At 65.8% G+C, this 24,634-nt stretch carries 16 protein-coding genes; 2 read left to right on the top strand and 14 right to left on the bottom strand.

What is annotated here, in order from left to right:
• Positions 1–23 precede the first annotated feature (23 nt).
• The 6 genes from AB0C34_RS19940 to AB0C34_RS19915 all read right to left on the bottom strand — a co-directional run bounded on the left by AB0C34_RS19940 (position 24) and on the right by AB0C34_RS19915 (position 11,647).
• A complete protein-coding gene (locus tag AB0C34_RS19940; RefSeq protein ID WP_357074777.1) occupies positions 24–341 on the bottom strand; it encodes a hypothetical protein in 318 nt (105 codons plus the stop codon).
• Between the two features lie 95 nt (positions 342–436).
• Positions 437–4,381 carry a type VII secretion protein EccCa gene (gene eccCa, locus AB0C34_RS19935; protein WP_357074775.1) on the bottom strand — a complete coding sequence of 1,315 codons (3,945 nt, stop codon included), beginning with the start codon at positions 4,379–4,381 and terminating at the stop codon, positions 437–439.
• A gap of 59 nt (positions 4,382–4,440) precedes the next feature.
• Positions 4,441–5,994 carry a type VII secretion protein EccB gene (gene eccB / locus AB0C34_RS19930; RefSeq protein WP_357074772.1) on the bottom strand — a complete coding sequence of 518 codons (1,554 nt, stop codon included), beginning with the start codon at positions 5,992–5,994 and terminating at the stop codon, positions 4,441–4,443.
• Positions 5,995–6,250: 256 nt separating this feature from the next.
• Positions 6,251–8,011: a type VII secretion AAA-ATPase EccA gene (gene eccA / locus AB0C34_RS19925; RefSeq protein WP_357074769.1), complete on the bottom strand. Its 1,761-nt coding sequence runs from the start codon at positions 8,009–8,011 to the stop codon at positions 6,251–6,253.
• A 900-nt stretch (positions 8,012–8,911) separates the two neighbouring features.
• Positions 8,912–10,669 (bottom strand): hypothetical protein, encoded by a 1,758-nt coding sequence (locus AB0C34_RS19920; RefSeq protein ID WP_357074766.1) that lies wholly within the window; start codon positions 10,667–10,669, stop codon positions 8,912–8,914.
• 27 nt (positions 10,670–10,696) lie between these two features.
• The gene (locus AB0C34_RS19915; protein WP_357074763.1) at positions 10,697–11,647 is read right to left on the bottom strand and encodes an NlpC/P60 family protein; all 951 of its coding nucleotides are present in this window, start codon (positions 11,645–11,647) and stop codon (positions 10,697–10,699) included.
• Between the two features lie 177 nt (positions 11,648–11,824).
• Here AB0C34_RS19915 and AB0C34_RS19910 point away from each other — a divergent pair, with 177 nt between their 5' ends.
• Positions 11,825–12,781: a hypothetical protein gene (locus AB0C34_RS19910; protein ID WP_357074760.1), complete on the top strand. Its 957-nt coding sequence runs from the start codon at positions 11,825–11,827 to the stop codon at positions 12,779–12,781.
• A gap of 750 nt (positions 12,782–13,531) precedes the next feature.
• Here the strand turns inward: AB0C34_RS19910 and AB0C34_RS19905 are convergent.
• From AB0C34_RS19905 to AB0C34_RS19870, 8 genes are all read right to left on the bottom strand, one after another.
• Positions 13,532–15,454 (bottom strand): type VII secretion target, encoded by a 1,923-nt coding sequence (locus AB0C34_RS19905; RefSeq protein WP_357074757.1) that lies wholly within the window; start codon positions 15,452–15,454, stop codon positions 13,532–13,534.
• Positions 15,455–15,732: 278 nt separating this feature from the next.
• Entirely contained in the window at positions 15,733–18,249 is a 2,517-nt protein-coding gene (locus AB0C34_RS19900) for a hypothetical protein (protein ID WP_357074754.1), read from the bottom strand.
• A 7-nt stretch (positions 18,250–18,256) separates the two neighbouring features.
• The gene (locus tag AB0C34_RS19895) at positions 18,257–18,577 is read right to left on the bottom strand and encodes a hypothetical protein (RefSeq protein ID WP_357074751.1); all 321 of its coding nucleotides are present in this window, start codon (positions 18,575–18,577) and stop codon (positions 18,257–18,259) included.
• Between the two features lie 35 nt (positions 18,578–18,612).
• Positions 18,613–18,984, bottom strand: a complete 372-nt coding sequence (locus AB0C34_RS19890) for a hypothetical protein (RefSeq protein WP_357074748.1) — start codon at positions 18,982–18,984, stop codon at positions 18,613–18,615.
• On the bottom strand, positions 18,981–19,724 hold the full coding sequence (locus tag AB0C34_RS19885; RefSeq protein ID WP_357074745.1) for a hypothetical protein: 744 nt from the start codon (positions 19,722–19,724) through the stop codon (positions 18,981–18,983). The genes AB0C34_RS19890 and AB0C34_RS19885 overlap by 4 nt, the downstream gene beginning before the upstream one ends.
• Positions 19,721–20,065, bottom strand: a complete 345-nt coding sequence (locus tag AB0C34_RS19880; RefSeq protein ID WP_357074742.1) for a hypothetical protein — start codon at positions 20,063–20,065, stop codon at positions 19,721–19,723. Before AB0C34_RS19880 ends, AB0C34_RS19885 begins: the two co-directional genes overlap by 4 nt.
• A complete protein-coding gene (locus AB0C34_RS19875) occupies positions 20,062–21,537 on the bottom strand; it encodes a PPE domain-containing protein (RefSeq protein WP_357074739.1) in 1,476 nt (491 codons plus the stop codon). The genes AB0C34_RS19880 and AB0C34_RS19875 overlap by 4 nt, the downstream gene beginning before the upstream one ends.
• A gap of 53 nt (positions 21,538–21,590) precedes the next feature.
• Positions 21,591–23,219 (bottom strand): hypothetical protein, encoded by a 1,629-nt coding sequence (locus tag AB0C34_RS19870; protein WP_357074737.1) that lies wholly within the window; start codon positions 23,217–23,219, stop codon positions 21,591–21,593.
• A gap of 1,078 nt (positions 23,220–24,297) precedes the next feature.
• Between AB0C34_RS19870 and AB0C34_RS19865 the strand changes: the two genes are divergently transcribed.
• A partial coding sequence (locus tag AB0C34_RS19865; protein ID WP_357074734.1) for a hypothetical protein occupies positions 24,298–24,634 on the top strand: 337 nt, incomplete at its 3' end.

Raw genomic sequence — 24,634 nt, 5'->3', positions numbered from 1 at the left:
CTCCTCTCAATGACCGCTCCGCGTTAGAAAGACTGGCTGGACTGCACCACGCACCCGTCGGCGACGTCGGTGGTCAGATACGCCGTACTGACGGGCACCAGCAATTCGGCGTCGCCGAGTAGATTGACCAGGCCGTCCACTGTCCCCGGCAAGAATTGGTCCACAGAATACTGGATGAAGGCTGCCGATCCCTGGCAGCTCGTGTCGTCGAAGGCAGCCGGGAACGGGCAGGTGGCAGGGGCTGCGCCAGCCACCACGGAAGTGATGGTGGCCTGAGTGACGCACATTTGCGCACTGGTGAGTTGCAGATGGTCTGGAGAGACAGCGGTAGGGAGTGCCATGGTGAAACTCCAATCGAGCGTAACTACCATCTCGGATCGAGCGGTACTTGAGAAAAACGGTAAGTCATTCCCAACAGTGGGAGTCATCACAGAAGTCAGAGCTGCTGCGGCACCCAAGCCACCTGCACGAGATCTCTGCGGGAGTTCATCGGCTCCACGAAAATCCCTCGTCCCGCAGGCTGTTTCGTCGCTCGCACGTCACCGATCAGCACGCCGTCGAGCTTCGAACCATCCATGACCAGACCCGAGGAGTTCAGGTTCTTCATCTGGCCGATCACGTTGTCGTAGAGGGCGGTATCGGCCTGCGCGATGTTGCGCGCCGCGATCACGTGCAAGCCGGTATCACGGCCGTCTACCAGGATTTCCTTCAACGGTTCCAGCGGGTTCATCGCGCCGCGCTGCGCCACCATGTGGTAGTCGTCGATCACGACGAAAACCTCGGGGCCGCTCCACCAGGACCGCTCCGCGAGCTGACGGGTGGTCACGTTGTCCGGTGGGCGCCTCGAGCGCATCTTCTCGACCAATGCCGGCAGCGCGTCGCGCATGTCCCGCTCGTTCGTCACGTGCCCGATGAGCATGTCTCCCGGGACGGTCTCCAGATGCCTACGGCGGTAATCGATCAGCAGGACGCGCGCTTGTGAGGCGTCGTACTGGAGCCGAATGGATTCCAGCAGTGCGGCCAACGTGGTGGACTTCCCCGACCCCGACGAGCCGAGCACCATGAAATGTGTCGACACCGCGAAATCGATCGCCGCGGGGCCGAGATCGGACTCTCGCACACCGAATGGGACAACGAGCCGCTGTGCCAGCGTCTGCGGTGCGGGAATGCCCGCCCGGACGGCGTCGAGGCCGATCTGCGGTGGCAGCAATTTGACCTGCGGCGCTTGCCGACCGGGATAGCGTTGGCGGATTTCGCCGACCGCGGCAGCCAGACCGTCCGCTGCGGAATCCGCGTCGCCCACACCATCGATGCGAGGCAACGCCGTCAGCATGTGCAGACCATCGGTCGAGATACAACGTCCGGGACGATTGGCGGGGATAGCGGCCACCACGGCGCGATGCGTGTTGAAGCTCGTGTCGGCCAGGTCACCCAGCCGCATCTCGACGCGGGTTTGCACCAAGTCCTTGATCGCGGGTCGGATTGCGATCCAGCGTGAACTGGTGAGCACCAAGTGGATACCGAAGTTCAGCCCCTGCAGGGCAATCGATTCCATGACCGAGGTGTACTCGTCGTAATACGGGCTGTTCGTGCCGAATCCGATGTCCCAACCGTCGATGACCAGGAATACATCCCCGTAGGGATCGCGGTCTATCCACGGCGGCTTCGCCCCTGGAGCGTTGCGCAGTGCGCGGAATTTCCGTGTGGTATCGATACCGAACTCGGCGAACATCGTTTGCCGGCTCTCGAGCAGGTTCGTGATCAGGGCGATGGTGCGCCGAATACGGTCACCATCGCGGGCGGCGGCCACCGATCCGACATGCGGCAAGTTCGCCAACGCCGACAATCCGCCGCCCGAGAAGTCCAGGCAGTAGAACTGGACCTGCTCCGGGGTGTGGGTGGTCGCCGCCGACAGGATGAGGGTTTGCACCGCAGTGGATTTGCCGGACTGCGTACCACCGACGATGGCCATGTGCCCGCCGGCGCCGGACATATCGACCGACCATACGTCCTGGCGCTGTTGACGGGGCTTGTCGACCAGTGCCAACGGTATCTGCAACGACCCTTGCGGCACGGCGGGAACCATCCGCTCCAGTGTCGGAGGTGCGATCAGAGGAGGCAACCACATCCGATGAGCCGGCTGGCCATGACCGGCCAGTTGCTGCAGCACTGCCTCCATCACGGTGATCGTTTCGCCATCGGCTACCTCTGGCGTGTCCTCGACCCGCACCGTTTCGACCACGGTGGGCCGGGCGTCGGCGATATGGACTGTGGTGAACCGCTGCGGCGGCCGATATCCGCCACCAGGCCGTCGCGCACGTTGCGCGGAAGCCGCTGACACCTGCGCGGGCGCGGTGTACCGCTCACCCACGTAGGCGGCCTGGAACCGTTGCAGATCGCCCGCGCCGACCCGCAGGTAGCCCGCGCCCGGTTTCTTCGGCAGGTGGTAGGCATCGGCGGTGCCGATCGCATCACGCGAGTCACTGGTCTGGTTGGTGCGCAACGCAATGCGATAGGACAGGTGTGCTTCCAACTCGCCCATCCGGTTGGCCGGCACCTTCTGCGACGCCAGAAGCAGGTGGATGCGAAGTGATCGACCGAGTCGGCCGATGGCTACGAATAGTTTCGAGAAGTTCGGGTGCTGCTCGAGCAGTTCGGCGAACTCGTCGAGAATGATCAGCAGGGTGGGCAAAGGTCGCAGGTTCGCGCCCTGTTCCCGAGCCCGCTCGTAGTCGGCGACACTGGCGAAATTGCCCGCGTCACGCAGAATCCGCTGCCGCCGCGACATTTCGCCGGTGATCACGTCTTCCATACGGGTGACCAGATCGGCTTCTTCCTCCATGTTCGTCACCACGGCCGTCACGTGGGACAGCCGGTCGAAGCCGAGGAAGGTAGCGCCACCCTTGAAGTCGACGAGCAGCAGGTTCAGTGCATCGGGGGAATGCGTCCCGACCGCTGAAAGCACCAGGGTCCGCAGGAATTCCGACTTACCCGATCCGGTAGCGCCGATGCACATTCCGTGCGGGCCCATGCCCTCTTCGGCCGATTCCTTGATATCGAGGTAGGTGACGCCGCCGGCCGGGTCATAGCCAAAAGGAATGTTCAGCCGTGCCCGGTCCTCGTCGCGGCGCGCGATCCAGGTCCGCTCGACCAGGATGGCCCCTGGATCGGCGATACCGACCATTTCCTCCCAGGAGGTGCCCCCGCTTGCTTGCTCGGCGGCCACCGCCTCCACCACCGTGGACAACCGGTAGGGCGAAATGTTGCGCGCCATCGCCGTCACCGCGGCGACCGACAGCGTGTCGGCGACGCCGACGCGGCGCAACCCGCGCGCGCTCACCTCGTTCAGCGATCGATCTTCGGTCACCGTGAACTTCAGGGCACGCGGCAGATTCTGTTCCGAAGCGCCCAGTCGCAGCCACGTACAGCCGTCGATACCCGAGATGTCGCGGTCACTCGCCGGGCCGCCGACGTCGACGATCAGCAGATAGTGTTTGCGATCCAGGGTGGGCTGCGAATTCGCGGAGAACGGCCCGCGATTGAGTCCGGCGAGCACCTTCGTGCGCAACTCGGCGACGGTGCGGTAGACCATCCGGCTCGATCCGATGGCGTCGGTATCGCTGGGATGCTGGGTGTGCGGCAGCCACTTGAGCCAGGACCATTCCGGCCCGTCCGGGTTCGACAACACCGCGGCAACCGCTACCTGGTCCGGCCCGTGCAGCACCACGACCTCGGCGACCATCGCGCGGATGAGTCCGGCCACCTGCTGCGCGTGGCCGTCGATCCCGACCTGTGGCGCGGACAGGAGGTTGATCGCGACAGGCATGCCGCCGACCGTGGAATACGCCTTCGCGAACCGGGTCAGTTCGACGACGCCGACCGGATCCAGATCCGAGGTGGGCGCCGCCTCGGGCACGATCACGCGCACCTGGTTCGCGATGCGGCCGAGGCCCACCCGTACGCGGAGGAACTGCGGACTGGCGACCTGCACCTCCCACATTCGCTTGCCGCCGATCAGCCGGGCGATTTCGTCCGCGCCCGGATGGGTGTAGCGCAGGAAGGAGTACAGCTCCGCTTCCGCCCCGTGCACTGTTTTGCGATTGTCGGTGATACTGCGGAGATAGTCTTTGCGTTCTTCGTTGAGGCTTGCCGCTCCGCCACTGTTGCCGCCGAGCGCGCCGCCCATCATGCCGCCCATCGAGACCAGCATCATGATCGGGAACATCAACATCATCGGCGACGGCGCACCGCCGCCGCGGAACATCATGACCATCATCCCGGCCATGGCCGACACCATGATCACCGGCATGATCATCTTCAACCGCGACGGCGGAACCGGCCGCGGCAACTCGGTCGGTGGCTGCAGTCGCAGCTCGGTCACGGCAGGCGCTTTGGGGCCGCGCACCATGCGGGCGGGTCGGACAAATCTACGAGTACTGGTCACGAAGTCCCACCGAGTCCGGCGACGATCTTGTTGGTCGGAATCCCGTCATGCTGAATGCGAGCGTCCTTCTGGGACAAGGCGGGGCCGACTGCGAACAACGAGACGATGCTCCATGGCGCGGGCACCGGCGCACGCATCCCGAGTGCGGTCAGCGTCGGGTCGCCTCCGTCGTGTTTCGGGTCGACGACGATGCCGTAACGTACGCCGCTGTCGGAGACCCAGTACAGCGATTCGCGCAGCGGCGACCCCGGCTCGATACCCGTCACCTGCACGAAACTGCCGGTGTCGCGAGGAAGGTAAGCCCCATCTGCGGTAGTGCCGCGAGAGGTGGGCGCGGACACGAGGTCTACCGCTTGGCCCTGCTCTTCTTTGGTCAGCGGCAGTTGCCTGCCGACCAAGAGTTCGGTGGCCGCATTCGGGTCGGCCCCGGAGCGCGACCAGTGATAGCAGGTCACGCCGGAGCGTTCCGGGTCGACGAGCCGGATGGGGCGGGTGGGATATGTCGCCGTACCCGGCCACGAGCCGGGACGTAGATTGGCCGCGATCACGTCCGGCCCGACCGTCCGGGTCGACACCGCGCCATGCGAGTCCGCGTTTCGAATCATCGCCGCCAACACGGCGGTCACCCGAATCAAACCGGTCTGCGAGACCAGGTAATAGGAGGCGGTCTGATCCGGCGTCGACACCGTCAGCACCGACCCGACCGGCGACGTGAATCCGGAGCTCAACGTCATCATGTCGCCTGCGCCAGGCACCTCCGGCACCCGCAACGGCGGCGCCTCCGGAATGGCGTTGACCAGCCCTTTGGACGCGGCTATCACTGGAGCGGTCGAATCGATGCCGAGCGCCATCGCGACGGCCGTATTCGACAGGTCGATCGCTGCGCGCACGATACGTTTCTCGCTGTCGCCGTACACCAGCCAGGTGGTGGTGTCGTCGCGCAGCAGGCGGGCCTCGCCGTCGCCCAACTGACGATTCGCATCACCGTCGAGGGTGAGCGGACCACCGATGGCCGTCGTCCGCACCGCGGAGCGGCTCACGGTCGGCAGACCGGTCGCCGGATTGACCGGCGCGGCGGCGCCGGTTCTCGCGGTGTCGCACACGGTCCACGACGAATCCGTATCGCCGGTGTCGACGATGCTGCCGGGTGCCCCCGGAATTCCGACCCACGGCCCACGCGGATATTTCGACAACTCGTCGCGGGAGACCTGAACCGGATTGTCCGGCGAGCCGACGATGAGGCGTGCCGAGGTCAGATTCAGTGCTGGGAACAGCCGGTTGTTGAGTCGCACGAACAGCGCGCCGGAGTCCTTCTCGGCCACGATCTTCGAGTCCGCGACCTTCTTGGCGGGTTTGAAGAACGCCAGCACCGCAGCGCCCGCGATGATCACACAGGCCAGTGCGATGCCGATCGACAACGCGGTGGAGCGGCCCCGTTGCGGGTCGTCGATCATCGAGGCATCCCGACGAACCAGGGCGTGTTCGATCCGACGCAGCAGAAAACGCCAACCAGATATCTGGTGTTTGGTCACAACCCGGAAGCGCGCCACCGGTTTTCGTTCCTTCCGCCGACCTGCAATCACACCATATCCGCCGGTTACAGGGCGAATACGGAACCTCTCCCCAGTCTTGGGAATTGCCTGACCGGAAGTATTGGACGGTTGAACAGTAGCGACCCCGTGACCATCAGCCAAGCAGCCCGATCACTCCCCGCGGCGCGAAGACGTGAATACGGCACGAGCGCCGGCGAAGTCCGACCAGGTGAAGTCCCACGCGCCGCACAATAGAACGACCCAGGCGAGGGTGTCACCCCCGGTTGGACGGCGCCAATCCTTCCAGCGCCGCCGTGACATCGAAGGCGTCGATGGTCATCAGTTCTTCGTCGGTCATCGCGGCGATGTCCACGTTCTCCCTGGTGAAGCGATAGTCACGTTCAGCTTCGGCTGCCTCGACCACATTGCGGACGAAGCGGCCGTTGCCCGCGAGGTCGATCAGCCGCCGACCGTTCTTGGTCTGTCCCGCCAGCTCTTCGCAGCGCAGGCGCAGCACCTCGCGCCCCTGCTCGGAGAGGATCGAATCCTTCTTGCCCGCGATGTGATCGGCGATCTGCACCAGTTCGTTCGCGTCATAGCTGGCGAATCTGATCCGCTTGGTGAATCGCGACGCGAGGCCGTCGTTGGACGCGAGGAACCGGTCGATCTGATCCTCGTATCCAGCGATGACCACCACGAGCTTGTCCCGGTCGTTCTCCATCCTGGCCAGCAGGGTGTCGACCGCTTCCTTACCGAAAGCGTCACCACCGGACAGACCTTCCTGGATCAGGGTGTATGCCTCGTCGATGAACAGCACGCCACCCAGGGCCGAGTCGATCAGCGCATTGGTCTTCGGCGCGGTGTGCCCCAGATGGGTGCCGACCATGTCGTTGCGGGACACCTCGATCACCTCGGCGTTCTCGACGACGCCGAGCCCGGCGAAGATCTTGGCGATCACGCGAGCGATGGTCGTCTTGCCGGTGCCGGGCGGGCCGGAGAAGATCAGGTGTTGCGACCGCGAATCCACGGCCAGTCCACGTTTGGCACGCACCTGATCCATCAGCACGCCGGATTTGAGCCGGTCGACCTGCTCCTTGACCGAGTCCATGCCGATCTGAGCCTGCAACAGATCCGATGCCTCCGACAGGAGGCTCTCCCGTTCCGCGCGCGCGGCGGTGGCAGCCGCCTCGGCCGGGTCGTCGCCCGTTTTCGGGTCCCACTTATTCGTCCGGGACGCGATGAGTTCGGCGGTGGCCACCTCGAAGCGGTACGACTTGTCTCGCACCGCGCGCTGCCATTCCTCGCGTTCGGGCCACAGCCCGGAACCCTGCAGGCCCTTCAAGATCTTGTCGGCGGCGTCGTGGTCTCCGTTGTGCCGCAACAGCATGCCGAGCAGGAAGTGCGCGTCGGCCCAGATGTAGGAGAGGCTTCCCGAGGAGCTGTCCTCGACGATCCGCTGGGCACGCGGCAACGCTTCGCCGAATCGGCCGACGTGGGCCAACGACTGGGCGGTCATCAGTTCGGCCGCGATGTCGAGCAGACCGTCTTCGAGCACCGGCCGCCCGGCGCGGGCGGCGATCACGTCCGGCCACTGTTTCGTGCGGAAATAGAGCGACATGCGGACGAAATCAGCGACGTCGTCGCTCGGCACCTCGTCGAGAATGGCCGCGGCTTCCTGCCATTCACCACCATCGGCGTACGAGCAGGCCTGCGCGATCGAGATCTGATCGCGGTCCGCCATCGCGACGCGCAGACCGTACATCCCGATTTCGACCTGGCACCACAGTGCGCGGTCGACCAGGCCGGCACGCTGTTGGTCGCGGTAGAGATTGTGCACCGACCGGTACGCGCCGTAGATCACCTCCGAGGTGACCTCCCCCGCCATGGCACGACCCAACCAGGCATCGCACATGTCCGGGTCGAGGTCGGTCGCCGCCCGAAACGCGGCTGCCGCGTGCTGCTCGTTGCGCACACCACCCGCAACCAACCCAAGATTCTGAACACCCGTGTAGAACGCGTCCTCGGCCGCTGACACTCGGACTTCCCTTCCGCCGATCTAGCCTGATCAAACGATAGATTCCAGCGGTCACACGCCGGACTCAATTTCTTCCCATAGTTGAGAACAACCGTGAAGTGCAGACTCCGACACAGCAGCGAGCCCGACGACATATTCCACTCCACAACGAGGGGTTTCAGATAGTTCAGCTTTGAACGGGCCGTCACCTAACGGTACGATCACTCGGGGTCGGCAACCATCCGCCTGCACACGGCCCTCTCGGCGGCGGCTGGCGAGCCGCGATCCGGACTCCAGTCGCCGCGCCGCAGGTCGCAGACCATTCGAAAATACTTGCCGCTAATTAGGTGCACACTATTGAACGTTCCGACAGAAGAGGGTACTGTCTGAACACGGATCGCCAGTCCCTCATCCTGACGATCTGAACCAAAAGCAACGGCCGGTAGCACCGGCAGGCTACCGGCCGTTGCGAGGTACAGCCTACGAAGCTGGGTCGAACCCGCGCAGACGGCAGTACGTCCTTACCTCTACCACTTCCCCCACCTATTTTTGTCTGCCCGTTCCCATCATGGGGAATGTGCGCCGCTACCACGGCGCCAGCAGATTTCGCACTTCCCTGCTCGTTTCCGGCACTCCTCGGACGAATCCGATTCCTGGCGACTCGGTGGTTCGGCTGCCCGGAGCACTCGACAGCAGCGAAGGTGCCTCGTATCGCCTGGAGAGGCGTTCGATCCGCGCCGTGGACACCCAGCGCCCGCACCGATAGCCGCGCGGGCGCGCGGTTCGTCCAGGATCATTCCGCCCACGACCGAAAACCGCGACAACAATGGATGAACCGCGATTCCGGCTCCCCGACGAAAGCTCCGGCATCGCCGCGCCGTGGTCGGCGCGCGGCGACCGATTCCATGTGGCGCGTAGCGATCAAGTTCGCCCGCGCGGCGAGTCGGCGGCTCGAGGCGCCTCGACAGCCGGTGCCGTCACGCGGGGCGGCGTGGCTCCGTCGGCGGTCGCACCCGCGGGTGCGACCTTCGGGTGCGGCGTGGCTCCGTCGGCAGTGGCACCCGCGGGTGCGACCTTGTCGTCGTGTCCGGGTTCGGTCGACTTAGGTCGAAGCCGGCGCAGGGATGGCCTGGTGGCCGGTGGCGCGTCGACCGCGGCGGGAACTTCTCGGGTCCGGTCGGTTTTGGTCCACGGCGTGACCACCGGCGCGCGAACGGCTGCGGGTCGGGCGCCTTTCGCGCGCGCGGGCTTGGACGGCGACGCCTTCGGGGTCCGACCCCGGCCACGTCCCCACGGTGTGGCCGACGCCGCTTTGGCGTCACCCGGCCGGGACGGTGGCGCACCGCCACCCGCCGGCGGGGCGGCTGGGTCATCGACGGCGGGTGCAGGGGTGGCGGCCGCACCCGAAGCTGACTCCCAGCCTATTCGGCGAGCCTCGGAACCGATCGCCGAATGCACTGGTTCGCCGGACACCGCATCGTGGGACGCGCCGATACCGGCGTGCGGGGCGTTCTGCTGGCCCGTGGATTCCGGACTCGCCGCGACGGGAAGCCCTCCCGACCGCTCTGCGTGCGGGACAGCCTGCGCCGGGCCGGATTCGGACGGCGGCATCGCGGAACCGAGCCCGGGGTCGGTGCGATCCGCGTTCCCGGCGGGTGCCGAAGTCCGATCGCCGCTGTTGTCGGCCGGTTGCCCCACCCTGTTACCAGCCTCGGCACCGCCGCCGGGCTGGTCACCGACGCCGGACCTGCCTGAACCCTCTTGCCCGGCGAGCGGTGCACGCGCACTGTCGGTTTCCGCGGGAAGGAGGCTGCGAAGCTCCGGTGGCGCGGTAGCGCCGGGCATCGAGTCGGCCAGTTGGCGCGGCCAGGAGGGCGCCGTACCGTCTGGACTGTAAGGGGGAAGGATTGCCGGCGGCGACGACCGATCAGGCGCTACGAGATCCGACGAGTCGTCGAATCTCGTCGGCGTGGTGAAGTCGAGGGTCGACACGTTCTCCGCGAAAGTCGCGGCATATTGCATGATGTCGTCGGCATGCTCATCCAGCACCTTGGCGTAGCGCTGTACTTCGTCGGGCTCGATGCGCAACGGCGTCGGATGGTCCGACGCCGCGGGAACGCCGAGAGCATGACGGGTGGCGTCGTACACGATGCCCTTGATCATGTCGTCGATGGCGTTCTCGAGCGGCTCGATCGCTCTGCCGAGGACCTCGGCGACGATATAGCCGATCAACGCCTGCTGCATCTGCTCGCAGAGTCGGCGCGCCGCGGCGGCCACGATCGGCCCGGACGGCGCCAGCGGCGGCGTCACCATGATCGCCGCGTAAGACGCCGCCAGCGCGGCCAGTTCGGCCAGTACGGCCACCTTCACGACGGTGATCACGGTGGCCGCCGCGTACAACGCCTGTTCCACGATCTTGCAGGCGTCGGCGAGCTGGTTCATGTGCGTAGAACTCATGCGTGCCCAGCTCGCGACCAGCTGCTCGTAGGAGTAGCCCGAGTAGACCGAACCCATGTCGTTGATCACGCCGGTCGCCGAGTTGTGCGTATTCTCCACCTGCGAAGCGAAAGTGCGCACATGCTGGGCGAGGGTGCGCACGTCGTCCTCGTTGATATCCGGATACGGAACACCAATCATGTTGAGGAAGAACGCGACCTCGCTGGGGAGCTCTATGGCCACGCGTCGATCTCCTCCACGGTCAACGATTCACAGCACCCGCACGACTACTGCTTCGCTGGGCATCCGGGACCATTTTACGGTCGAACCCGTGTAAGGCGCCTCGATTACCATTCCGTTCCCCGCGGCGAGCTGAACATGCTCGGGTCCTCTGGCGCTGAATGATCCGGCGGGGAACACGAGGTCGCCCGGCCGCACGTCCCCGGGGTGCACCCGGACCCCGCTGTAGATCTGCTCGTAGGTGGTGCGGGGCAACACCACCTCACCATTGCTGGCCTGGGCGACAGCGTACTGGGTCAAGCCGGAGCAGTCGAAACCGCCGCCGGTTGGTCCGCCCGCGCCGCCGCCGCCCCAGACATACGGCGTATCGAGCCAGGCGCTTGCGGCGCGGACCGCATTGCCACCCGAAGTCCCGTCCGAAGGCGCCATGCCACGGCGGCGCAACCGGGATGCCGACCGCGTCCTGGTCCGGGTGCGGGTGCGTCGCCGGCGCGGCGGGGCCCCGCGCCGGGCCGCGCGCGTCTGCGGCACGGCCGGCGGCATGATTTGCGCTGCCTGCTGCCGTGCGGCGGCGACATCGGCATCCACCTGCTTGGTGGCATTGGTGATGGTGGCTTGCGCGGCGTCGAGGAGAGCGGGACCACTGAAACGCGTGTCACCCACCGAGGCGATCGCCTGCAGACGTGTCTGGAAATCCGCGATCTGATTGGTCAAGCGGCCGCGGCCATTCACGGTTCCGTCGCCGGACTCTCCGACAGCTTTACGGACGATGCTGTCGCGGCCAGTATGCGCTTCCGCCACCGAAACCTGCATCCCCTGCGCATCGGAGTACCGCTTTGCGATCGATCCGCTATGGCCGCGCAAATCGGCCGCCATGGATTCAAATGTCGCCGCCTGGCCGGCGTCGGGCTGCCCATCGCCATACAGCCCCAGTAGCGATTGGAGAACTCCGCCCAGGTCGTCCGTCAGCGCTGGTGCCATTCGACCGACTCGCCATCACTCATCACCGACCGCCTCTCACATACTGATAGCCATTGTGTCGTCCGAACTATTCCTACGTATTCCCAATCATGGGTGGGGGCGCGAACCCGCGAATACTTCCCAGTATCGGGAAGTAGGGACAATGGGTGGAGACTTCTGAGAGGCGGTGGCGACGGTATGGCACCACAAACGACCATGCCCTTGGCGGATGTCGCCAATGCCAAGCACTTGTACCTGGTGCAGTTGGATCCCCCACCGGGTGCCTCGGCCGGGCTACGGTCCTTCATCGCGATGGGTGAAACCGCGATTCAAACCGCCGTCGATCTGCTCGGCCGTGGGATGCCGGTGCCGCCGCCGGATGTCGGCGAACTGCTGAAACCGGTGGTGTACGAAACTCTCGGCAAAGGCGAAGCGAGCAAGGAATACCAGAAGACGATCGACAAGGTCGACGCTACCCAGTTGAAACTTCTGCTGTTCGACAGCAAGGTACTCAAGACGTCCGAGACGGTGGCCCTGGATGGCGCCAATATCCTCAAAGAGATCAGGGATATCGTCGAAAAGCTCAAGGCGACGTTGAAGCGGGCCGGCTCGGCCAAACTCAAGCCTCCCCAGGAGGCGCCGTTGCTGGAAGCGGTCGCCACCGCCGTGCAACGGGTATACGACAAGATCGCCGCGTTCGCAGAGGCCAACGAGGACATGGCAAACGGGGGCGGCGGTAACGGCGGCGGCGGCAACGGCGGCGGCGGTAACGGCGGCGGCGGCGGTAACGGCGGCGGTGGCGCGGGCGCCGGTGGCGGCGGGGCCAGCGGCGGTGGAGACGGCGGGGCGGGTCTGGGACAAATGATGCAGATGCTCGGGATGCTTCCCATGATGGCGATGCCGCTGATCCAGCAAATACCGCAGATGCTGCAGAAAGCCGAAGAAGACAAACAGAAGAACGCCGAGTTGCAGCAGCAAAACGGCGCCACACAACCCCCTGGCGACCCGAACGCACCCGCGACAGCGGCTGCCATACCAGGGATTGGCGTTTCTCAGCGCAAGCGGACGGAGTCCAATGGACAACCCCCGTCCGCTACCTCCGGGGAGGGGACCGAAGAACCAGCTCCAGAACCGAGCCCTGAGATTCAGCAATAATCGATGCCGGCGGGCGCACTGCCCCAAACATGCTGCTGTGCAACGGAACCAATTCACCCGCATCCGACAAACGCGCAGCGATATGTCGCATACAAGTCGAACAGCGCAGGATAGCGACGAACTCAGAATCCGTCGTGCGGAAACCGGTGGCCGAGCCAGCGATGTAGTCGGCGCCAGTGTTACTGTGGCTGCGAGCTACCGGCAAGCGCGCCGCAATTGTCCAGTTCCATGTCTGCCGCCTGCGCAACCGATCCGGCAACCACTCGCCATCGATTTCGACCATCGTTCGAAGCGGTGCCCCTATGGACACAAGTAATTCCTCGCCACCGTCAGACGTGAAAGAGGCGCTGGTTCATACGCGATCTTGTCGACAGCGATAAAGAACCAGGTCTGTGTCCCCGGAAGCAGACTCGATGCCGTCGTTGTCCGAGTTTCAGAAAACCCGCATCTCGAGTCGACGCGCGAAAGGTCCACGTACGCGCCTCAACGCCCTGCTTGTCGACAACCCGGACGCATCGATGCCTGGATCCAGGTCCGACCCGACGATCGGGACGGACGCCGGTCAGCGTATTCCCCTGAAATCAGCCCGTAGTCACGTGGCGCACGCACATATCGCGAGGGGCGGATAACTCCGACGACCTTCAGATGCCGCCGCCCACAGATGACCACCGGACCCTGCGGCCACAGCCGACCGCAGAGCCCGATAAGTCACCACATCGCGAGATCGAACTCCTTTTTCCGCAGCAGATCTCACGAACGTTCCGACGAAATGCCAGGCGGAATCGCGGGGGGAATCGTCGGCGGTGCGACGACCGCGCCAGGCGGCGGCCCCGCGGTGACATTCGGTGCACTGACCTCTGGAGCCGTGGCCGAGCCGGGGCGCACCTCTGGACGGATGACGCGCTCGGGCGCCGCGGTCGAGACCGGCGCCGGGGTCACGACGAACTGCGGATGTTCGATGATCTGCTCGTGTGCATACACCGCGTCGCGCAAACTCTGCCGGTCCGATTCATTGTCGAGCAGCAGCACAAGTTCGTTGCAACGGCGTTCGAAGACCATGGCGCGCAACGGCGAAACGCCCGCGTCGACCCGCAACTGTCCGATCTCCACCCGGCCGACGTCGACGCGCTGTCCGAGCATCCCGGCCGCGAGCAAATCATCAGCGTCGCACAGTTCGTCCCAAAGTTCGCGTGACACGGGCTTGCCGGCCTGCACCACCGCCAGGATTCGTTCGCGCACCTGCCGTGACGCTGCGGCCTCGGCGAGGATCGGCCCGGACCGAGCGACCTGAGCATGCGCATCCGACGCGAGTTCCACGCACCGCGACCGAATCTGCGCGTCGGGTACCGCCGAGACATGCTCCAAGGCGGAGACGGTCCCGGTCAACCCGAGCCGGTCGGCCGTGTCGGGCGTGAACTCGCGCAGGTCGACGTCGTAGGCCGGACCGACGAGTCCTTCCATAGCCGCGTCGTTGAACCGCGAACGCAGCCCGGGGTCGATCGGTCCGGACGAGACGAGCGCCGACAGTTGCGCGTTGGCCTTCGCGCCCCAGGCCATGCCGAACTCCGCGAGTACCCGGGCCGGATCCGAGACGCCTTCCCACGGCGATCCACCGCCGTCTTCGTCCGTCAGCAGCTCATCCCAGATCCACGGGGTGGACACCTCACGCGGCAGGAAGAGCCCGGCCGGCAACCAGCCACGGCCTTCATTCGAGGTGATGAATATGCCCGTTCCCGCGGGACCGCGCATCACCGCCACCGACCACGCCATGCCCACGGGCGAGTCGACCGCGGCCAACACACTGCCGAGCAGGGTCCGCGCCAGCACCAGGTCATCGTTGACCTGATTGCCTACGACATACGACGGTTCGGATTCCTTGTCCTTCGCGTTGGCGACAGCGGCGGAGAACGGCGTCGACACCGGGATCGGCATGGGTGGCGCATCCGATCGACCGACCGCGCCGGTCGGTGGCTGTCCTGATCCCCGGTCGTCCCCGGACGAGTAGACAGGGCCGGCCGCGGCGGGAGACATGCCCGCCGACGTCGGAGCCGTGACACCGGAACTCGACCCGGTCTGCGGGGCGCCGGCGCCATTCGGTGTGCTCGAGGTTCCCGGCTGATCCGCCGGTGCCATTGTCGAACCAGGCGTACCGCCCGCGGCGGTCGACGGCGACGCGCCATTCGGACCGGCGGGTGTCGTACCGAGGGGGTTCTGCCCGGCGTCGGAGCCGCCTGAGTTCGAACCGGTGCCAGGCGGCGGTCCACCCGTGGAAGGCGTGAACGGCGCATCGCTCGGACCGCCCGCAACGGGCGAACCGCTAGGCATCCCGACCGGCGGTGTTATCGAGGACGGGTTGTCGACCAGTCCACCGGCCTGCCGGATCTGCGCAGCGAAATCTTCATCGGATTGCTCATAAGCGTCCGCGGACGCGCGCAACGCGTCGGCGGTGCGGTCGTGCTCGTCGGCCAGCGCCTCGCCCGCTCGTTGCCGAGCATTGTAGTAGTTCTCCAATGCCTTGTGGACGGGAGCTGCGATCTTGCCGTAGGTGGCTGGAAAGGCCTTGAGCCAATCCGATGGCGGCTTCGCCCACTCCCGGGTACGGTCTGCGACGTCGCGGTGTTGTTTCTCTAGCTCACGCAGCACCGCAGGGTCGATGTCAATGCTCTCCGGCATGCTTGATCAGGTCCTTTCCCACCACCAATATCCCTATTGTTGATCCTTCTCACACCTGGGGAGTTTTCTCGAAGTTCCCAACCTTCGTCATATGGCGTATTCAATGACGCGACAGTAGTTTTCGACGAAGTCCGAAAAAGTCCGATTCGAGCGCGTCAGCTGGTCGACACCACAGTAGGCACAGGAAGACGGCGTCCACGCCTGGCCGGGACGTTGAACGATGTCGATTCCCGACCACACCCACCCAGCGAACACATTCGCCCCGAGCGCATCCCGAGTCAGCGGCCTGGACCGGCTGTGATCGTCGGGCGGCGAGCCTGTTCCGCGACAGGCCGTGGGGCCACGGGTTCGACGAACGTCGGGTGTCCCACGATCTGCGCGTGTGCGTACATCGTGTCGCGCAGACTCTGGCGCGTCGGCGAGTTCGCCAGCAGAAGGACGAGTTCGTCACACCGCCGTTCGAAGACCAGCCCGCGCAAGGCGCTCAGGTCCGATGCCGATCGGCCCTCAGGCTGGTCCGAGCGCAGCTCACCCAGGGCGACTCGGGACACGTCGGCTCGTCGCGGCAACATCGACGCGGCGAGCAGGTCATCAGCATCCCGCAGTTCCTCCCACCACTGCGCCGGCACGTCGCGGCGCTGTCGCAGTGCGGTGAGAATTCGCTCGCGCAGACCAGGTGCGCCCAGAGATTCCAGCGAGCCCAAACCCGCCTTGTGCACTCGGACATGCGCGTCCGAGGCCAAATCCCAGCACCGTGCGCCGATCTCGGCCTCCGGTGTCGCCCCGGCACGTTGCAGCAACGCGGGCGCTCCGGTCAAGCCGAGGCGATCCTCCAATCCCGGTTTCGGCGCACTCAGGTCCATCGCTGACGAGACACCCACCTCGCCCACCATCGGCACCTCCCCCAACTGCCGCTGCAAATCCGTGTCGATCCGCTCCGACGACGCGACCGCCGACAGCCGCGCCCCGGACTTGCGTCCCCAGGCCAGCCCGAACTCGGCGAGCACCCGAGCCGGGTCGGACACACCCTCCCAGGCGAATCCGTCGGACACCTCCCACACCCATGGTGTGGACATCTCACGGGGCAGATACAACCCCGCGGGGAGCCAGCCCCGCCCCTCGTTCGACGTCACGAACGCGGTGACACCACTTTGATGTCGCATCACCGACACAGCCCACTCGAGACCGACCACCGAGGCACCGCCCGCGGCCAACACCCCGCTCAGCAACGTTCGCGCCAGCACAAGATCGCCGTCCACCCGCTCACCGAGGACGAACGACGGGACGGCCGCCGCGGTCATGGCCGCGCCGACCACGTCGCGAATCGACTCGTCGCCGCCGTCGGCTTCGCCTGATCCGCCTTCCGCCCGTTGCCCGATCTGGTTTTGCGGCGGCGCCTTGGCGGCGCCGGTGGAGGACCCCGAGGTCGCCGCGGCCGGGCCCGCGGTGACTTTCGGTACCGCGGAAGGACCTCTTGCTTCGATCGGCGGCGCCGTCGGCCTGGGCTGCCCCTGGGCCTGCCCCGAACCGGCCTGTGCCGGACTTGTCTGTGCCGGACCTGTCTGTCCTGAACCCGCTGGGCCCGAACCAGTCTGCGCGGCCGGAGCCGAAACCATCGATCCGGAGTGGGCCGCTGGCGCCGCCGGTACTACCGGCCCCATGGGGATGAACGGCAGTTGCGCCGAAATCGTACGATCCTCTGCCCCTGCCCCCGTCGTCGCCGATGTTTCGTACCGGGTATCGCGAGGTGTGTCCGTCGCGGATTCGACCACGGATCGATCGAAGGTCGTGGACTCCGCGGGATCGTCCGACACGTCCGGGTCGGTGTCATCGGCTGTGACATGTCGGCTCGGACCGGCGAGTTCACTGTCTGCTACGTGTGCCCGCGATGGCCCGCCCGCGGCGGACCAACCAGGTGAAGGTGCGTCGTGGACGGCGTCGGGCGAGTAGCCCGCTGGGATCGTCGTACCGCCCGGCGCGAACACGGTAGGCGCGGGCGTCGTCGACGAAGGAACAACAGATGTCTCGTCGGCTGGAAAGGGATTCGACGTGTCCCCGCGCTCGGTATCCGGCACTTGCGCGACGACCGGGTCGAGCAGCGGTTCGTCGCTTGCGAGGTCAGGCGACAGCGGTAGCGGGAGCCCATGCTCCGGTCCGGGATGCCCACGCGAACCGCCATGCCGCGGCGAGCCGGAATGGTCCGTGGCAGGCCGGTTCTGCTGATCGCCGTCCGGCACTCGATGTCCTGACGTCCAGGGCCCAGGGTGGCCGAGCACCTCGGCGACGCGGGCCAAGCTGGGCAGGCCGGTCGGGCTGATCGAGGCGAGCGCGGCCCGAACGACGTCCTCGACCTCTTCCCTGGCCGCGGCGATGATGCCGGGAATCCGGTTCCGGATGGCCTGGGCGTCGGCTTCGTCTTCCTCCGCGGCGGCAGCCCGTTTCGTCGCCTGGATCTTCGAGGTGGCGCGATCGACGATGTCCAGGATCTGGTGCCTGGTGCGATAGATCAGATCGGAGAAGTCCTGGAAGGTGTCCGCCGCCGCCTCCAGCGCATCGACGAACGCCTGCGGGTTCGCTCGTTGGCGCAGCATGTCGTCCTTGACCGATTGCAGGCCCGCGCTGGAGCGCACCCGGTCATCGAACTCACGCCGTCGGTTCTCGACTTCGTTCAGATCGAGTGCCGCGGCACCGTCGCGCGCGAGACGTTCGAGCGCGCTCCAGTCCGCCGGCGAGATCACCGGCCAGTCGTCGCGAACGATGGCGTCCCAATACGGGCTGTTGCGCTCCGGTTCCATAGGCGAATCAGAGGTATTCGGTCTTACGTATCCGGGCGCCGCCGGCGTGGTCCTGATGCGAAAGCGCGGTGGATACGGTACGGGCGTGCTGGGCAGTCGCGTCCGCACCGCGGCCGTTGGTCTTGACTTTGCTCTCGATCGCGGTCTTCATCCACTTCGTGAATGCCGCGAGTGGTTGCTCCACCTTCGCCTGCGGGCGTCGTGGCACGACGAAGTCTCGCGTGATCTGTTCGACCTGGTCACCGACCTTGGCCAGCGCGACCGAGTATTTGTTCGACGCGACGACCACCTCGTGCGGATCGTCCATGTCCAGCGGTTCGGTCGTCATGTCGATGTCCTGTCTCAGAATTCGATGGTCGGCATTCAGGAGTCGCGTCTGCCGAACTCGGCGTCCTCCATGGCGCGATACGAAGCCTCGGTGGGGAGGTCGAACGAATCGATCGTGTAGGAGCGGGTCCCGTTGTGCTCCATCTCGGCGCGCAACCCGACCCGCGATTTCATGTGGGCCAGCCGACCGAGCCGGAGGATCTCGGCCGCCAGCCAGCTGTCGCCGTTGTCACGGGCGTCGTCGGTGATGTACAGACCGATGATCTCGCCGTCCCGGTTGCAACCGACACCGACGGTGTGGTCAGGGTTGAACACCTCGTAGGTCAGGTTCCGCCAGTCCAGCGGCGCAGCCTCGATGTCGTCCTCGGGATCGAAGTCGTCCACGTCGATCGGGTGCATGTCGGTCATCGGCTGCTCTCCGAGAGTCGTTCAGCGGGTTGGGAACTGATCGCATAACCGGAACCCGGCTGGTCGAAGTCATCCTCGGCAGCGGAATCCAGCCGCGCCGCGAGCGCGGACCACGCGGCGTCCTCGATGCGCATGACCTGGCGCAACTGCCAGAACCGCGCGCCGAGGTACATCTCCCCGGTGCCATCGGCGTTGACATCGAGATGATCCGGACCATCGGTGGTCGCGTTCAAGGTCACCGCGGTCACCGGCGGACGCGTGTCATCGATGTTGACCAGGGTGGCGCCCCCACCGGGGATGAAACTCTGGCGCAGACGAGCGCTGGCGCCCACCGCGACATCGGAACTGTTGGTGGTGACAGTGATCTCCGGATTCAGCAGCAACTGCAGCACCCAGGACCTGGCCGCCTGCTCGGGATGGTCGGCGTTGATCGTAATGGCGAGGGTCGCGGCCAAATCGACGACGAGTACCAAATCCGCGCTCGTGACACCGACGACCACCAGGCGCTTGGCGGTACCGACCGGATACGGCAGGTCGTCCGCGGCCAGCGACACAACATCCGCGCCGACCCCGGCGCCGGTCGCGGGATGCGCGGACACGGTTCCGGTGGCCACGTCGACCGTGTAGGCGACGAGGGTCTCCGCGGTGCGGCCGGCGACTCCGGCCAAGCGCACGAGCCCCTCGTCATGCAACCACCGCACCGTGTCGGCGATGGTGACTTCCGGGGCAGGCTCGGTCATCCGACCCGCCCCGGCGCGCCCGAGGCCGGTTCGGGCTCAGCCGAGGGAACCGACGTGTTCATGATGCTCTCGTACTGCCGCGCCGCGTCGACGGCACTCTCCCGGATCGCGGCCATGATCTCGGTGACCAGTTCGGGGCCGGTGAGTCGCGCCGCGGTGCCCGGCGTCAGATACAGATCGGTCAGTCTGCCCATGGCATCGACCTCAGGGATGACCGCGCCGCTCGGCGACGGCCGCCGCGCGCGGATATTGTCGATCTTCTCGCGCATTTCGGCGATCCGATGCCGAAGGTCGCGAGCGGCATCCAGGGCCGCCTGCACGTCCGGGTGGATGGCACTCATGCGTTACCTCCGGGTTGGGTCGGGGTCTGGTTCGTCGGCGCGGGCGTCGGCGGTGTCACGGTGGGGGCAATGGTCGGCCTCTCCCCGATCACCAACTCCGTGTGCGGTGTGTCGTCGACATACATCAGGCGGTCGGGATGCCACGCTACGACACGGTTACGGTCGTTACCGCCGCCGCCCGCGTTACCCATGCCCGGCGACATCGGCATATAGGGCATCATCGGCGAACCGCCGCGCGCGGCTGCCGCATTGTTGGCCGACGCCGCCCCGAGCGGTTCGAGCACAGGTGTGCGCGGCATTTGCGACGCTCCAGCACCGAGGCTGCCCGCGGAGGCGACCAATGGCAAGGGGCCGATGTTGGCGCCCTGAGCGTCGATGTCCGGGATGCCGGCGCCGGGGCTGCTGATCGACATCCCACTGGGACCGCCTGATCCAAAACCGCTCGGGATGCCGAGGTCGTCGTAACCGTAATCGTCGTACCCGTAATCGTCATAGCTCGAGGCCGAGTCCTGGCCGAGCTGGCTCATCGGCATTCCGGCCGAGGCCATCGCGCTCATCAGCGCGGGCAGCATCGAGTTCAGCGCGCTGGAATCGCCGCCACCGCCACTGGCGGCCTCGCCACCGCTGTCCCCAGTCGGGGCCTTCGAGCCGACTTCGGTGCTGTATCCGGTAATCGTCTCCGCCGAGCGCGCGTTCTGCTCCTGAAATTTCGCCAGCGCCGCCTGGATGCCGAGCTCGTTCTTCGAGCGCATCGCGGCGACGAGCTCCTTACGGGCCGCGATGATCTCCGCCGGCGTGGGATGTTTCGCCTTCGCTGTCCGGAATGCGTTGCTGTAGGTATCTATTCCGTCGGCCAGCATTCCCAGGCCCGCGCCGAGCTGGTCGAGCCACCCCCGGTGTTGTCCGAGTTCGGTTGCCGCGTCGGCGCCGACCGGTTCCCAGTGCTGCATCGCGTTCGCCGCGAGGCCAATTCCGCCGGTGGCGGCGGCGTGCGGACCGCCGGTGAATTTCCGGATCTCGTCCGCGAATCCCTTCGCCGCGCCGGGACCCGGACCCGCGTGCAATTGCTGGGCGAAGGTCAGCGGGTCGACGGCGCCACCGCCCGCGGGAAACGACAACATCGGCGGACGTCGCTGACCGACCTCCTGAACCTCCCCCACCGGGTTGCTCACCAAGTCGGGACTACCGCTGCCGCCGACGATACGGCTGCCACGGTCATCGGCATCGGTGTAGTCGACCGCCGCGGCGCCGATGTTGTACGCCGTGCGTTGTACCTGGTTGAGGACCCCGATCGTTCCGTTCATCAGCGACGCGGCCTGTGCGTTGAGGTGCGGCACCGCCGCGGCCGAGATCGGGTCGGCCCCGGCGGGCACAACCCACCCACCGGGTAGCGCCGCCCCCGTTTCGCGCGCCATTTCGGCGAGCTTCGATGCGACAGCAACAAGTTCTTGCGGATCGACATTCAGTGCCATCGCGACCTCCTCTTCTCCACTACCGCGCGATCAGCTTCCCTACTACCACGCGATCAGCCCGCGGGAATCGAGATAGCCGGCATTGCCGTGGTCACGGACTGATCGGCTGCGCCCGGCATTGTCGAGGGGACGCTCTCGTCCTTCGGCGCCGTCAACTCGATGCCCTTCGGATGGGCGAACCCGGCGAACTGACCGAATTCTCCTGCACTGTCGGTCATCTCCGGAACAAAAGGCTTCAGTTCGCCGTTGACCACAGCTTCGAGGGTACCGCCCTCGTCCGACCCGAAGACCACCAGAATCGCAGAGCGCTTGTCCCATGTCGCGACATCGCCCGTCATCAGCTGGTACGGGTCGACCCGGTCACCGATCTGCTTCTTGTCCGACCACTTCGCAGGCGTCTTCTCGTACGCCTTCTGTGCGTCGGTGCCACTGGCGTTCCCGAATGCGCCATCCAGAGCCTGCGCGACCATCACGGACACCTTCTGGGTGCGACCATCGGGGAACGTGTACACCACACTGCCATCCGCACCCGGGGTACGACCGGGAGTCACGACAGGTTGGCCACCGGTCCCGGTGGACGGCGGACCGCTGTGTGACGCGGGCGCCGTGACAGCGGGCTGCGCCACGGCGGGCTGCGCCACGGCAGGAGCGGGGGCCGGTGGAACCACGGGTGCGACTTCCTCGTCGAAGCGCCTCGGGTCCAACTCCGCGCGCCGGTTGTTCAGGTCCTGGTCGGCCATGTTCCGCATCATCGCCTGCTGCATCATCATCGGCAGCATCGAACTCATCATGTCCATGCCGGAACCCATCGGCGACATCGCGCTCGCCGGCTGCACCGGCGGTGTCACCGGCGGCGCTGTCACGTCCGGTGTGTTCCCGAGATTGCCCATCCCGTTGGATGACGGGCCGCCCAGGCCGGAATTGTCCAGCTCGTCAGTTGACAGCACATCGTCGGGAGTGGTTTCCGGATTGGTCAGGTCCTCCCAAGCGGGCGGTAGCGTCGAGTTGTCCACCACCGGGGGGTTTGTCCCGGGCGGCGGCGTTCCGGGAGGCTGGCCGATGTTATCCGGAGTCAGTCGCGGATCTTTTTGCGCCTTCTCCAGATTCGCGACGCGCTCCTTGAGCGACTTATCTTCAGCCTCTTTGTCGATATCCTTCGCTGTCTTTTCCATAGCGGTATTTGCGTCCGTCATAATTTTCACGGAAGCGTTCATGCCGGCCGTGATGTAGGTCATGACGTGCTCGTCTTCGCTCATCGGATCTTGAGGCGGTGTCGCTGCCTGAGTATTGAGAGCATCGATCAGGTCGCTGACGTACTTCTGAGCTTCATCACTCTTCAGCTTCGCGTCTTCGACCTTCTTCTTGACCTTCAAATCAGCCGCATAAAGACTGCCGAAAGCCTTCTTGAGGCTATCACTGACCTGCACGTAATTTTCGAACATTGCGGATGAGTTGACCTGCGCCATGCTGACCTGCGGCACCGTGCCCTTCACCGGCACATCCTCCTTGGACCCTTTACCGAAGGCCGCCCAGTCAGCTTCCAGAACGGTGAGCAGACTTTTGTGTTCGCCGATATCCTTTTCCAACAAGTCTTGAACCGTATCAGAAAGCGTGAGCCGCTCGTCCGGCCATAAATCAGAATATTTATTAGGTACATATAAGGTCGGCATTTCGTCGCTCATCCGGGTGGTACCTGCCCTATCGCACTTTCACCTCGATACGCCACACCCGCCGGGCGTACGGGAAGGAGAGCGGGGATTTCCTCCTGCGGGCGACCCGACGGATTCCGAGAGGCCGCATACCCGGCGCCCAGGGCGGAACCGCCATACCAACCGAGCCCAGGCGACCGCATTACGGCTAGCCTACTTGCCCCCGCGGGGAGCGTCCTCGCGCCCAAAAGCTGCGCGCCCGCTCTCGCGCCTGCGAGTCTCGCCCCTGTGCTACCCAAGGTAAGAGCGCCATGGGCCGCAGCGCCAGCGAACCCTCCCCCCACCCCACCGAGGGCGCCGTCTATCAAGAAGGCTTCGAATCCCTTGTCGAAATTGCCGGTTTGAGCCCAAGTTATGCCCCCGCCCACCAACCCGGAAGCCAGCCCGGCGCCGATCGCCGTCCCGAGCCCAGGCGCGACCAACGTTCCGACCGCACCACCGATGATGGCGGCCCCGCCGGTAGCCACCGACTTGCCTATTTCACCCCACGACATCCCGAACGGCATGAGATCACCTACCTGATGCTTTGGCGAGCGCCTGTCCACGACGACCGGACGGTCGTCCCGTCTTCAATTTCCCCCGTTGCGGCCGACACCATCCGGTCAAGGGCTCGCAGGGTTCGAGCATCACCATGGCCAGGTCCGCCTCTCGATCAAACGGCTCATCGTCGAACGGAACGGCGCGAGCTGCGACCGGCCATGCGCGGTACTCCCTTTCGACTTGTTCATTGTCGAGGATTCCCAGCTACGGGAAGTAGCGTCCTCGCCCAATCCGGTCAGGATGGTCCACTGAATACTTACACTGACGTGCACGAATTGCCGTGGTCGTCAGACCGTTTCCCAGCCGGCGGTGACGAACACAGGAGGACATGGCAGATGAAGCCCCCGCCTACTACCGCCCAAGCGCCGTTCTCGTTTTGATCGAGCCAGGTATCAGAGGTAAGCCATGACAAGCGCGGAGATCTGGCCGGTCGAGTTCGACGCGAACGAGCCCGGAGCAGAGGAACGTCAACAACCCAGGCCGGTGACGCCGTGGTCGAGTCGACCGGGCAGTGAGCGTTCGCGCCCTGGTTCTTCTGCACCCGGCCAGCCGGGTCCGTCTGGGACCGGCCAGCCCAGTGATCAGTCGGGTGGTGCTGGGCCGTCTGGTGTCCCGGGTCAGCCTGCTGGGTCGGGTCAGCCCGGTGGGTCGGGCCAGCCTGGCGTTCCGGGGCAGCCGGGTGTTTCGGTGCAGCCGGGTGTTTCGGTGCAGCCGGGTGTGGTTCCCGGGCAGCCGGGTGTGGTTCCCGGGCAGCCGGGTGGGTCGGGTCAGCCGGTGCCTGGTCAGTCGGGTCAGTCTGGTGTTGCTGGTCAGCCTGGTGCTCAGGGTGGTCCGGGTGGTGTGGTGGC

It is taken from the genome of Nocardia sp. NPDC049220, from assembly GCF_040647855.1.
Lineage (GTDB): Bacteria > Actinomycetota > Actinomycetes > Mycobacteriales > Mycobacteriaceae > Nocardia.
Note: the sequence above shows the minus strand (reverse complement) of the source record. Positions and strands in the feature narration are given on the sequence as shown.